This window comes from Rhodohalobacter sp. (assembly GCF_041686455.1).
In the GTDB taxonomy this organism is placed as follows: domain Bacteria; phylum Bacteroidota; class Rhodothermia; order Balneolales; family Balneolaceae; genus Rhodohalobacter.
Genome location: NZ_JAWLDW010000079.1, coordinates 1 through 12,924, shown reverse-complemented (window position 1 = coordinate 12,924; position 12,924 = coordinate 1). Strand labels below are relative to the sequence as shown.

General features: G+C 41.7%; 10 protein-coding genes. 4 read left to right on the top strand and 6 right to left on the bottom strand.

What is annotated here, in order from left to right; genetic code table 11:
- Nucleotides 1–729 precede the first annotated feature (729 nt).
- From fni to corA, 3 genes are all read right to left on the bottom strand, one after another.
- Nucleotides 730–1,749 (bottom strand): type 2 isopentenyl-diphosphate Delta-isomerase, encoded by a 1,020-nt coding sequence (gene fni, locus ACESM0_RS09625; protein ID WP_372905936.1) that lies wholly within the window; start codon nucleotides 1,747–1,749, stop codon nucleotides 730–732.
- 57 nt (nucleotides 1,750–1,806) lie between these two features.
- Nucleotides 1,807–2,544: an SDR family NAD(P)-dependent oxidoreductase gene (locus tag ACESM0_RS09620; protein WP_372905934.1), complete on the bottom strand. Its 738-nt coding sequence runs from the start codon at nucleotides 2,542–2,544 to the stop codon at nucleotides 1,807–1,809.
- 274 nt (nucleotides 2,545–2,818) lie between these two features.
- A complete protein-coding gene (gene corA / locus ACESM0_RS09615) occupies nucleotides 2,819–3,961 on the bottom strand; it encodes a magnesium/cobalt transporter CorA (RefSeq protein ID WP_372905932.1) in 1,143 nt (380 codons plus the stop codon).
- A gap of 174 nt (nucleotides 3,962–4,135) precedes the next feature.
- Between corA and add the strand changes: the two genes are divergently transcribed.
- Complete coding sequence (add, locus tag ACESM0_RS09610) at nucleotides 4,136–5,125, top strand: adenosine deaminase (protein ID WP_372905930.1); 990 nt, start codon at nucleotides 4,136–4,138, stop codon at nucleotides 5,123–5,125.
- Between the two features lie 88 nt (nucleotides 5,126–5,213).
- Here the strand turns inward: add and ACESM0_RS09605 are convergent, their stop codons facing one another.
- Nucleotides 5,214–6,224: a Fe(3+) ABC transporter substrate-binding protein gene (locus ACESM0_RS09605; protein WP_372905928.1), complete on the bottom strand. Its 1,011-nt coding sequence runs from the start codon at nucleotides 6,222–6,224 to the stop codon at nucleotides 5,214–5,216.
- 190 nt (nucleotides 6,225–6,414) lie between these two features.
- Nucleotides 6,415–8,538, bottom strand: a complete 2,124-nt coding sequence (locus ACESM0_RS09600) for an elongation factor G (RefSeq protein ID WP_372905926.1) — start codon at nucleotides 8,536–8,538, stop codon at nucleotides 6,415–6,417.
- 135 nt (nucleotides 8,539–8,673) lie between these two features.
- Between ACESM0_RS09600 and ACESM0_RS09595 the strand changes: the two genes are divergently transcribed.
- The 3 genes from ACESM0_RS09595 to ACESM0_RS09585 all read left to right on the top strand — a co-directional run bounded on the left by ACESM0_RS09595 (nucleotide 8,674) and on the right by ACESM0_RS09585 (nucleotide 11,677).
- The gene (locus ACESM0_RS09595) at nucleotides 8,674–9,663 is read left to right on the top strand and encodes an asparaginase (RefSeq protein WP_372905924.1); all 990 of its coding nucleotides are present in this window, start codon (nucleotides 8,674–8,676) and stop codon (nucleotides 9,661–9,663) included.
- Between the two features lie 474 nt (nucleotides 9,664–10,137).
- Nucleotides 10,138–10,755 (top strand): transposase, encoded by a 618-nt coding sequence (locus ACESM0_RS09590; protein WP_372905922.1) that lies wholly within the window; start codon nucleotides 10,138–10,140, stop codon nucleotides 10,753–10,755.
- A gap of 214 nt (nucleotides 10,756–10,969) precedes the next feature.
- Nucleotides 10,970–11,677: a ribonuclease H-like domain-containing protein gene (locus ACESM0_RS09585; protein WP_372905920.1), complete on the top strand. Its 708-nt coding sequence runs from the start codon at nucleotides 10,970–10,972 to the stop codon at nucleotides 11,675–11,677.
- A gap of 170 nt (nucleotides 11,678–11,847) precedes the next feature.
- On the opposite strand, the gene ACESM0_RS09580 is transcribed toward ACESM0_RS09585, so the two are convergent.
- Nucleotides 11,848–12,924 (bottom strand): hypothetical protein (locus tag ACESM0_RS09580; RefSeq protein WP_372905918.1); only part of this gene is annotated, 1,077 nt, incomplete at its 5' end.

Sequence of the window (12,924 nt, the reverse complement as noted above, 5' to 3'; positions counted from 1 at the left end):
AATAAAGTCAATTCGATATAAAATCACTGAATTTTGTAATAAGTGAAATTTCATCCTTAAGAAGGTAGGTATTTAGGTAAATGGATATTCATGAGGAAAATTCTATGGACACCCCTCTTTATTTCGTTTCACGTGTCGCTAACGCTCGGAGCCCCTTTTTAGGGGAGAATTGTTCAACTCCGTCATCAGCTTTCTTATATTTAACTCACGTTAAATACAATTCCTTCAATTAAAAGAGGTCGCTCCGAATAAACAGAACAACCTTAAAAAAGTGAAGTACCTATTCAGATTAAATTTCAACCTTCATCACAAAGGGTCGGGTGCAATCCAAACAATATCATTTTAAATATCCACTAAGGAACCGCCAACTGATTTTAAAAACATGAGAAAGCAGAAAAGTGAGAGAAATCAGAGTGCTATTTTTGCAGGTGGCCCGTCAGCTAAGTGTACTAGATCCGTAGTTAAGATCACTTTTCGCTCAATATGGCTGTATCGAGTCCATCATTAATCTCTTACCTGCTTTTTATACTAGTTGTTCAGCGGAGCTTCTACAGGTTCTGACGGTGGTGGTGCAGGTTAACGATCTGGCCGGTAGTGGGAGATATATGTTAGCCACAAAAGCACGGAATATTCATTCAGTTCACTTCCGTGATTCCGTGGCTAAATTCTATTTGATCGGTTAAACCACTCTTTTCCAAATGATTTTTTTCTGAAGCATAAATTCAATCTTTAAATTTTTCTGATGTGGGTGTCATTCAAAAAATTAAAAGATGAGCAGCCCAAAAGCGTAAGAATTAGGCGGGTCTCTTTTTTCCATTTACGAATTAACCGGTCTAACCCCTCTTCTCCCTCCTCTTTAATGGCTTTTATAACCGGCTGTGCCGTAGCTGCGAAGTCTGCACCCAAAGCTTTAGCTTTTACCAGTTCAAACGAAGAGCGAACTCCACCGGAGGCGATCAGATCAAACCTAAAACTTTCCCGAAGGGGTGTAATCTGATTAATACATTCTACTGTAGGAAGTCCCCAGTCATCAAACTGATGCATCGGGTTTTTCTGTCGGTCTCTGAGATTTTCCACCTTAGCCCAGCTGGTTCCGCCCGCTCCTGCTGTGTCGATACAATCTACGCCCATGGCAAGCAGGCGCCCCGCAACGGATCCGGAAATTCCCGCTCCTGTTTCTTTTACAATGACCGGAACTGTAAGGTTAGTAATCAGATGCTCCATCCCTTTTTCAATTCCTTTGAAATCGTGATCCCCCTCCGGCTGCATTAACTCCTGAAGTGGATTGAGGTGTACAATTACAGCATCAGCCCGGATACTTTGAACCAGTAAATCGATCTGATCCTTTTCCAGACCACCAATCAGCTGTGCGCCGCCTATGTTTGCTGCAATAAATGCACTGGGAGCATGTTTCCTTACTACTGAGAAAGATTCAATTTGAGATTCATCTTCAAGCATAGCGCGCTGACTTCCAACACCAAATGGCAAATCATGCTTTTCACAGCACTTTGCAATAATTGTATTTACCGATCCCGCCTCCGTATAACCACCGGTCATAGAAGAGATAAATAACGGAAACGAAAGTCTTCGCCCCAGTAGAGAAGCCGACACATCCACTTCGGAAGGATTTACTTCCGGCAGGGCATTATGAACGAAATCGTAGCGTTCAAAACCGGTCGATTTCTGATAGAAAACATCGCTATAAGCAGTCAGATCAACGTGATCTTTTTTACGCTCCTGAATAGACATAGTCGTAATCCAATTTATACTTTACTTTTCAACATTTGAAATTCTCAATTCTAAGACTCAAACCATATAAGAACCACCGTTTATATGAAGTGTTGAGCCTGACATATGCTTCACTTCGCCTTTCGCCAAAAAAGCCACCAGATTCGCCACTTCTTCAGGCTGGGTGATTTCATCAAAAGCGGAGCCTTTTGTTAATGCCTCGGCTCCGAGTACCTCAACCGATTCTTTAGCCATATCCGTTTCAATAAAACCGGGTGCTACCGTGTATGCCACGATCCCCTTTTTACTAAAATCCCGTGCTATGCTTTTTGTAAATGCCGCCATTCCGCCTTTTGATGCCGCATAAGCCGCGTACTCCTGGGTATCTCCACGATAGGCGGCTCTCGAGGCAACATTAATGATTATACCCTCACTTCCATTTTTTAAATGCGCGTTGATAAACCATTTGGAGAGTAGTGCAGCAGATCTCAAATTTACATTCATCGTTCTGTCCCAGACCGAGAGCCAATCATCATCAGAGATCTCAAAGTCCGCATCCTGAAATATTCCGGCGTTATTTACAAGTACTTCGGGCAGATCACCTTCTGAATCAAAGAGTGGTTTCAGTCTTTTTTCAATGGCATTAAAATCGCTTAAATCAACCTGAACTCCCGAAAACAGTTCAGACATCTGAAACTCCGGTGGAAATTCGGAACTGCGCCGTGTTCCTGTAACCCTGATATTCTGTTTTATTAGTTTTTCTGTTATGGCTTTCCCAATACCTCTTGATGCACCCGTAATTACTATATGTTTCATAAAAATTACACCTTGGAACTAATCTTACAATTTAAAGTCAATTTGAGATAAAATTATAAATGAAAATCCCACTTACCAAAGGGTCCCGAAAAATTCGGGGAGAGAGGTATTCATCAAAAATAATGAAAACCCCATTGGCAACTCTCTACATTTCGCTTCGCGAGAATTGTATCGCTCGGAGCTCTTATTTTGGGGTGAATGAGTCATATCCGTAATCAGCTTTCTAACATCGAATTCATGTTATTCATACTCGGATATTTATACTCCTTCAAAATCAAAACCAACCTTTTCGTTTAAAATAGTATATCATTCCGCCGGTCAATATAACCATCAATCCAATTGAAAAAGGATATCCGTAATACCAGCTTAACTCGGGCATATTTAACGGGCTCACATCCGGATTGAAGTTCATTCCGTAAATACCCGCTATAAAAGTGAGAGGAATAAAAATCGTGGCAATAATGGTAAGTACTTTCATTACCTCGTTCATTCGATTGCTCAGCCCCGACATATACATATCATACAAACCAAATACCATCTCACGGTTCGTTTCCATACTGTCCACCACCTGAACAATATGATCATACAAGTCTCTAAGAAACACTTTCACATCTTTTGAAATCAGAGAAATATCATCGCGAATGAGAGAGTTTATTCCATCACGAAGGGACCAAACGGACTTTCTAAAATAGATCAAATCTCGTCGAAGCGCGTGAATTTTCTGAAGCTGTTCTTCTTTCGGGTCATCCAGAATTTCTTCTTCAATTCTCTCAATATTTTCATTGATAACATCCAGAGAATAGAAATAGTGATCTACAATATTGTCAGCCAGGGCATAAGCCAGATAGTCCGGTCCGAATTTTCTGAGACGGGTATTCGTGAGCTCCAATCGTTTCAAAACCGGTTCAAATATGGGGTCATCGCTCTCCTGAAATGACAGTACATAATTTTCGCCGAGAACAATACTAATCTGTTCAGTATGCACTTTCAAATCCCCGCTTTCGTCTTCTTGCTGCTTGATCATTCTCAGCACCAAAAATACTGCATTAGGATAGATCTCCACTTTTGGGCGCTGCGATGTACTCACAATATCTTCCTGAATTAAGGGGTGCAATTCAAAATAATTCCAGACCATCTTCAGCTTTTCAATATCGTGTAATCCCCGCACCTGAATCCACGTTTTTGATTTATTCTGTAAGTAAAGTTCTGACTTTTCTATTTTTTGGATCGGAATGACGTCGTAATGACTTTCGTCAAAATCATGAACCGTCATTAACACCTCATCCAGTCGCTGAATACCTGTATGAATCGCCGTTCCGGGAATCTGACCGGGTGGTTTACGGTGGTATTTCCTCAGATGACCTGAACCAAAAATCGATTGAATTTTTTTTGCCGCTTTCTTCGATGCTTTATTCATCAGTTGACTGATCAGTTATATAAATTAAACCGAGTAGTAACAGTACTCTTTTTTTATGAAAATGTCGATCCTTTTTCTAAATGCAGACCTTAAGGGATAAGACAATTCAATTCTGATTAAACCACACAATTCAATAACTTCCTGAGCCCATCAGCAGGAATATTTAGTACAATTATGATTAATTTTACAGCACAGCCTAAAATAGAACTTCATCTGCATCTCGACTGCTCACTCAGCTATAATGTAGTAAAAGCCCTGGATCCATCCATTTCAGAAAAACAGTACCGAGATGAGTTTAAGGCTTCTGTAAACTGCCGGGATTTGAATGACTATATTGCAAAAGCCGGACGTGCCATCGATCTTATGCAGAGCCGTGATGCATTACGACTTGTAACACTTGATCTATTTGATCAGTTGAAAAACGACAACGTCATCTATGCTGAATTACGTTTTGCTCCGCTAGAGCACATCTCTGAGGGATTAACTTCTGAACAGGTAGTATCTGCTGTAAATAAGGCAACTGAAGAAGGAGTTCAAAGAACAGGCATTGAAGCGGGAGTTATTCTTTGTACACTACGCCACTATTCTGAAGAGCAAAGCCTGAGCACTGTGAAACTTTGTGAAAAATTTAGCAACACACGTGTGGTTGGATTTGATATTGCAGCCGACGAGGCCGGCTACCCTGTAGATAGTCACATAAAGGCGTTTGAATACGCCCACCGTCATAACATCCACTGCACTGCTCATGCTGGAGAAGCTTGCGGAGCTGAAAGTGTAAGAGAAACACTGAATGAGTTCAAACCGTCCCGCATTGGTCATGGTGTGCGTAGTGTTGAAGACCCACATTTGATGAAATATTTAAAAAAACATCAAATTCATCTTGAGATTTGTCCCACAAGCAATACACTCACAAAAGTGGTATCGAATCTTGAAGACCATCCGGTAGACCAAATTTATCAATTCGGAATCTCGATGAGTATAAACACAGATGGCAGGACCATTTCAAATGTTTCACTTCGGGATGAGTATGAATCGCTTCATGAAATATTTGATTGGACAAAAGAACATCTGCTTACGTGTAATCTGGAAGCAATTGAGCACGCTTTTATTAATGAAAAAATGAAGGATAAACTGCGTGCTAAAGTTTTAGGAGGCTGGAAATAAAAAAGACCTGACAGGTTTTGAAAACCTGTCAGGTCTGGAGTAAAAAAATCAGACCATTAAGTGTGTCCTAACTGGATTTTTAACACTTCTATCTCCAGCCTACACGATCCATAAGTCGAATGGCCAACGGATTGTTTTCTCCGTAGGAAGTTACATTAACCGCATCACTTTCAAACGATCCAAATTCTCCCAAAACACCCGGTACTTCCATGTCTTGCAGAATTGGAAATTCATTATTTCCTATAGAGTAGAGCTGCTGAGCTTCTTCGGTAGCAAGATACTCTATAAACCGAATAGCGTTCTCTTTATTAGGCGAGTTTGCTGCAATTCCTGCACCACTGATGTTTACATGTGCTCCACCAAATTCAGCGGGTGGAAAATAAATATCCACTTTTTCGGCTACTTCTTGGTCTTGCTCATCTTCTGATTGCATTAGTCGGGCGAGGTAGTAATGATTTGCAATAGCCACGTCGCAAATTTCAGCCGCAACTGCTTTAATTTGATCCGTATCTCCACCCTGTGGATCTCTGGCAAAATTGTCCACAAGTCCCTGAGCCCACTCTTCAACCCGGTCTTCTCCATAACTTTCAATGAGTGACGCAACCAGCGATTGGTTATAAATATTGTTGGATGATCGAACACACACTCTGTCGCCCCACTCTTCATCGGCCAACTCCATATATCCTTTCAAATCAGAAGGGTCAACGTTCTCTTTGTTGTAGATAATGCCCCGTACGCGTTCTGATAGTCCAACCCACATATCGTCTACATCACGAAGTTGCTCCGGGATAACCTCCTCCAAATAGTCTGATTCTATCGGTTGAAGTACACCTGCTTCCTTCGCTCTCCAGAGACGGCCTGCATCAACAGTAATTACAACATCTGCCGGACTGTTAATTCCTTCATTCCTCATCCTTTCAATCAATTCGTCACTGGAGCCTTCAATCAGATTAATTTCAATTCCGGTTTCTTCGGTGAACTGATCGTAAAGTTCAAGGTCTGTATCGTAATGCCGTGAGGAGTAAATGTTTATTTCATCACTTTCTGAGCATGAAAAAAAGAAAGCTAGTGAAGCAATGAGTACAATTATTTGTTTCATCTGATAAGGAGGCTTTTTCTTAATATTTTATTTAGATCAATTCTAAATAGATATTTCCATAGAGTCAAGCCCTCAATGGATAAAACTTCTGTACAAACGATATCGTAGTTTGGCAGTACCGGCTAATCTAATCCGGTTCATACCAAACTTCAATTATCGAAAGCTCACCGAAAATGTATAGTGGATATACTTACCCTGCTTCTGCACTCAGTGTTTCTTCGATCACCCGCTTCTGAATATCGTTCGGAACAGGACCATAGTCGTGGAATTGCCGGGTATATGTGGCGCTTCCCTGCGTCATCGATTTCAATCGTGTGGTATATTTATCCAGCTCCTGCAGCGGCACAATCGCTTTAACTTTTTGGATTGAACCTTCGGAGTCCATACCTAAAATTTGACCTCGCCGGGAACTTAGATCACTCATCACATCTCCCATATAATCCGCCGGCAGAGTCACTTCAATTTCATACAGTGGTTCTAAAAGCTGCGGTGAAGCATTGAGAAAACCTTCCTTAAAAGCCATCAATGAGGCCGTTTTAAATGCAGCCTCATTGGAGTCTACGGAGTGCATCGAGCCATCATAAACTGAAACCCGAACATCCCTTACACGGCACCCACTCATGGGACCGTTCTCCATTTTCTCCATAATCCCTTTTAAAATGGCAGGCATAAACCGGTTGTCGATCACACCACCCACAATGCAGTTTTGAAAAACCAGTTTTCCGCCCCAGTCTAATTCTATTTCCTGCACATTTCTCACGTTTAAATCATCCCGGTCCGGAATTCCTTCATACCAGGGTTCGATCGATAGGTAAACCTCCGCAAATTGTCCAGCTCCCCCACTCTGCTTTTTGTGCTTATAGTAGGCTTCCGATTTTCTGGTAATCGTTTCACGATATGGGATTCTCGGTGTGATAAACTCCACTTTCAGATTATATCGATTTTGAAGCTCGTATAGTATCACATTTAAATGTTCTTCACCCAAACCGTGTAAAATCGTCTGCTGAAGCTCTTGGCTATGCTCTACACTAACAGATGGGTCTTCTTTTTCGATCTGATGCAAAGCATTGCTTAATTTATCTTCATCCCCTTCATTTAGCAGCTCAATTGCAACGCGAATGGTTGGTTCGGGATAATTGATTGGCTCAAACTCTAAATCTATACCCTTATCTGTTAGAGTATTTCCAGACATTGTATTTTTCATTTTAACCGTTACTCCAATATCACCTGCATCAAGCTGTGCCACTTCTGTACGTTTTTCACCCTGAGGGCTAAAAAGTGCACCCAATCGCAGAGAATCTCCGGTTCTTTGATTGAACAAATCCATTCCATGCTGAACTGAACCATCCATTACTTTAAAATAGGTCAGGTCTCCAACATGGCTTTCTGAAGTTGAACGAAACACAAACAGAGCAGGATTCTCGTCCGGATTCACCTTATGTGTTTTACCACTTTTTAGCGTGAGCTCCTTTTCGGTTGGATCGGGAGTTACATTGCCAATAAATCCCATGATACGTCCAGACCCCATATTTTTTCCGGCAACAGTACAAAAAAGAGGAAAGATATCGCGGTTCAGCATACCCAGCTTAAGGCCGTCTCTCATCTGATACTCATCCAGCTTTCCATTTTCAAAATAGAGATCAAGCAGACTTTCATCATTTTCCGCAATTGTCTCAACCAATTCATTGTGAAGCAGTTCAGCCTGAGCTTTCAGTGATTCCGGAATAGGGAGTTTGTCCGGCCGGCCACCTGCTTCCGGAAATTCGTACATAGTCATCTTTAAAACATCTACGATTGCGTGAAAATCATCTCCCTCGCTGTAAGGGAACTGAACGACGACAACTCCCCGGCCGAAGCGCTCTTTGGCCATATCAACGGTTTTCTGAAAATCCGATTGTTCACTGTCCAGTTTGTTGGCAACAAGTAACGTTGGTAGATTTCTCAGTTCAGATGCTTTCCAAAAGGCCTCAGTTCCAACTTCTACACCATATTCGCTATTCATTACCAGGATTGCTGAATCAGCAACTCGCAGTGAGTCTGAAACCTGTCCCCAGTAATCAGGAGTTCCGGGTGCGTCGAGCAGATTTATCTTCGTACCCCGCCAGTCGAGATGAAGAACAGAGCCAAACACCGATTTCTCCTTCTCTTTTTCAATTTCATGATAATCGGAGAGTGTCGACTTGTTTTCAACTGAGCCGCGTTTATGAGATGATCCAGATTCAAAAATCATGGTCTCGGCCAACGTAGTTTTTCCTGAGCCGGTATGCCCCATCAGAGCTACATTTCGAACCTTGCTTGTTGGGTAGTTTTTCATGAGTACTCCTCTTTAAATGATTTTTTCCGGTAACTCTTTTGAATTACTTTAGGATGAGTTTACCGATTATGTTTAGCAAACTTCTCTTCGCTATCTTTCCTATTCTAATTTATAAGGCTTGAGTTTGAAATCAATATGAAAAAAATACTTTTATTACAGACCGGTGGAACCATTTCCATGCAACTGAACAGTAACGGCCCGGAACTCGACCCGGAACGCTGGGGGGATCTTCTATATAAACAGATCCCCGAGCTTTCAACAGTTGCAGAACTTGAAGCCGATAAAGTATTTTTTGAAGACAGTTCAGATGTAAACCGATCTCATTGGAAAATGCTGGCCGAATCTATATACAAACAATATGAAAATTATGACGGATTTGTTGTACTTCATGGTACCGACACCATGGCTTATACAGCATCTGCTCTGTCCTTTGCGCTGTTAAACAGCAGTAAACCGATTATCTTCACCGGAAGTCAGGTCCCCATGAGCAAGCTTCGTAGCGATGCGCGTCGCAATTTAGTCAATGCTGTGGAATTGGCCACACAACATATTCCTGAAATAGCCATCTGCTTTAATGACCATCTATTCAGGGGGAACCGAAGCTCAAAAATGAGTATCGGTGACTTTGATGCATTCTCCTCGCCAAATTATCCTCACCTTGCTGAAATTGGAATAGACATCAATCTGTCTGAAAACATTCTCGAGCCAAAGGGCTCTTTTGAATGCAACCCGGTTTTTGATGACTCAATTTTTGTATTGAAGCTCCATCCAAACCTTAAATCAGAATACTTGAACTGGCTTGACCTTAAAAAAATCAAAGTAGTTATTTTAGAAGCGTTTGGAAGCGGAAATATGCCCGTGAAGGGAGACTACAATCTATTGCCATTTATTGAAAAATGTCAAGATCGGGGTGTACACGTTATTATAACCTCACAGGCCGCGTACGATGCAGTAAAACTGAATCAATACTCAAGCGGAAGAGCTGCCAGGAAACGAGGGGCTATTAGCGCGGGTGAGATGACAATGGAAGCAACGATCACTAAAACTATGTATCTGCTTGGACAAAACCTGGAAGAGCAAAATTTTCGAAATCAATTTGAGAAAAACCTGGCCGGTGAGAGATAAAACACCTCGCCTGTCGACTTCCACAGTACTACATATTTCACCTCACAACCATCAGTCGACGGGCGAGTTCACAACCTATTTCCCTCACTCCAGTCAACCCGACCGTCGAAAAATGCAATCGACAGCCGGGGGATTAACACTTCGCCTGTCGACTTCCACAGTACTATGCAATTCACCCCACAACCATCAGTCGACGGGTGAGTTCACAACCCATTCCCCATACCAACCAACCCGACCGTCGAAAACAGCAATCGACAGTCGGGGAAATACAACCTCGCCTGTCGACTTCCTCAGCACTACGTAATTGACCTCACAACCATCAGTCGACGGGTGAGTTCACAACCCATTCCCCATACCAACCAACCCGACCGTCGAAAACAGCAATCGACAGTCGGGGGGATCAGTTAAAAAACACTTGACTTAAAACTTCTTCATCATTTGATTTAATAAATTAACACAGAAATCAAGATGACTATGAATTACGAACCGGGGGAGATCTATCATATTTATAATCAAGGAAATAACCAGCAGAAATTATTTTTCAACAGAGATAACTACTTATTTTTCATTAACAAAATGAGAGTCTATTTGACCGATCATTGTGATATTCTTGCATGGTGTTTAATGCCTAACCATTTTCATTGGTTAGTAAAAGTGAAGGATCACGACATCAAACATAACACAGATTCAATGGATACCCCACTTTATGATTCAGTCCCTCCCTTAAATCGATCGTTGTCAGTTTTACTTAGTTCTTACACAAAGGCTATAAATAAGTCACAAAGTAGAAGCGGTTCTTTATTTAGATCAAAAACAAAGGCGAAGAAGCTAAATTCTGACAAATCAAAACATGACAAACATCCCCTGATTTGCTTTCTTTATATTCATCAGAATCCACTAAGAGCAGGGTTGGTTTCTCAGCTAAACGATTGGGAATTTTCTTCATATCATGATTTTGCCGGATTAAGAAATGGGACACTCTGTAATACAAATTTGGCGATTGAGCTGCTTAATCTACCCCAAAATAAAAGAGAGTTCGTCTCTTTCTCAGAACAAACTATTCCGGATGAGTTTGTAAAGAAACTTCTATAACTCGCCTGTCGACTTCCACAGCACAAGGTATTTCACCTCACAACCATCAGTCGACGGGCGAGTTCACAACCTATTTCCCTCACTCCAGTCAACCCGACCGTCGAAAAAGACAATCGACAGCCGGGTAGAATTCCTCACACTTCTATCTTCTCATTTTTATACATTAACCCTAATAAGAATTGAGCAGATACTTTTAAAAAATCGAATTTATCCAATGATTTTTATTTTTGATGTTGAAACCATACCCGATTTTGAATTCCTTCGCAGAGTATTGATTCAGCCTGAAATTGATGAGGAGGAGTTACTTCTGCAAGCCAGTAAAGAGCTTACCCGTAACAACAGTGGGTTTTTGCCACCAATGTATCATAGAATGGTCTCGTGGGCCGGCCTTTGGGTTGAGAACAACGGTAAACCTGTTCAAAAAGTAGCATGGAATGGAGAAAATGAAAGAGAGGGGCTGGAATCCATTTTTGATACACTTCTGACCTATAAGGATTTTGGATTAGTACATCACAATGGCCGTGGATTCGACCTCCCGTTGCTCACCTACCGCTCCATGAAGCACAACATGCAGATGCCCATGCGTCTGAATCACTACGACATCCGCTATCGTTTCAGTAAAGAGAATATTGACTTAATGGATGAGTTCAGCAATTACGGTGCCAGTTCCTATCCCAAGCTTAAGCATCTCGGTTTTTTGATTGATGTTCCATTTAAACAAACAGCCGAAGGGAATGAGGTCTTAGCCATGTTCAGAGAGGGAAAACTTCCGGAAATTGAACATTATTGCTACGAAGATGTGATGGCTACGTATATCGTCTGGCTTAGGATGAAATATACGGTTGGTGACATTCCATTGGATATCTTTTCAAATCTGAACGAACGGGCTCTCAGTAAACTGAAGGAGATTCAAGCCGGGTAATTTACACCGGTAAAAACATTTACGTTGACATGGTATTTCTACTAATCTCTAATTTCAGAAATTACACCTTACTGGTTCTGACTTCATCATAGTTTATTGAAGTCACATAGAAATACCATGTTTCAGCCCTCATACCTCGCATCTGGCTTCTCATATCTAGCCAATCAAATTCACCACTCCACAGACAGTCTTCCAAAACCACCATCGAAACGAGTTGTCTCTTGTCTTGGCCAACCGATACCCGACTCTCTATCTCCATCCACATCGTACGATACTCCTGCCAATAGGTATACATTTGGATTAATTCTGTAGCCTATCGTAAATGTAATGCGGTCACTTCTCTCCCTTACAATCGGATAGGCTCTTCTGAAATTATAGTCGCGAATCCCGTTTGACGGATCTTCCTCTCCCTGCAGATATCGGTAATCCGCATGAAACTCCAATCCCAGTTGTACTCCTCTTTCAGAAGACACATATAATAACCTGCTCTTCATTTTCAGGCGATACTCTTCAAAATCAAACGGACGGCGAACATTCTCCAGATAGTCCGGTGAAATATCGTCCGGAACAGCATCACCCTGCAATTGATCCACAACCCTTACCAGCCACATCCACTGCTCCACACTGATTTTTCGATAGTTTCCGGTGACAAAAAATCCACCCGAATCGCTAAACTGCCTGTTGATAAAATCATCTTGAAAATCAGAACCCGGCAGTGGCTGCCTCCTAAGTTTTGAAAATCGCCTTTGAAAGGTTAATCCCACTACTCCAATCGGATGAGAATATTGAACCAGTGCCCCCACATAGTGAGCCCACTCTTCATCCCAATAATCTAAGTTTTCAACCTCTGTTGAACTGACCTCCTTTTCAGAATACGATTGTATTCCGGTCAGCAATTCAGCTCTGAAATTCTTTATCGTCGGGGAGATCAATTTCATATTAAACAGCAAAGGGCGGCGCGTGTACTGATACGTTGTTTTGTAGCGATCATTCCACTGATTAGCACTACCGGCCGCCAGATCCTGAACTACGTTTGCCCCCCAATCCAGGTAAGTTATTCCTGTTTGAACCATCCCCGTTTTAAAGTCGCCGTATCTGTAATAAAGGGATAAATCCAGATCAGATTTGCTGTTTGTAAGAGTGTGATTAGCTCCTACCCGGTGATTTTCCTTTATCCTGTACTCATACCCAAGCTGAAACAAAAACCGGTCGGCTCGCAACTTTTCCTCATGAGTACCATCAACTAA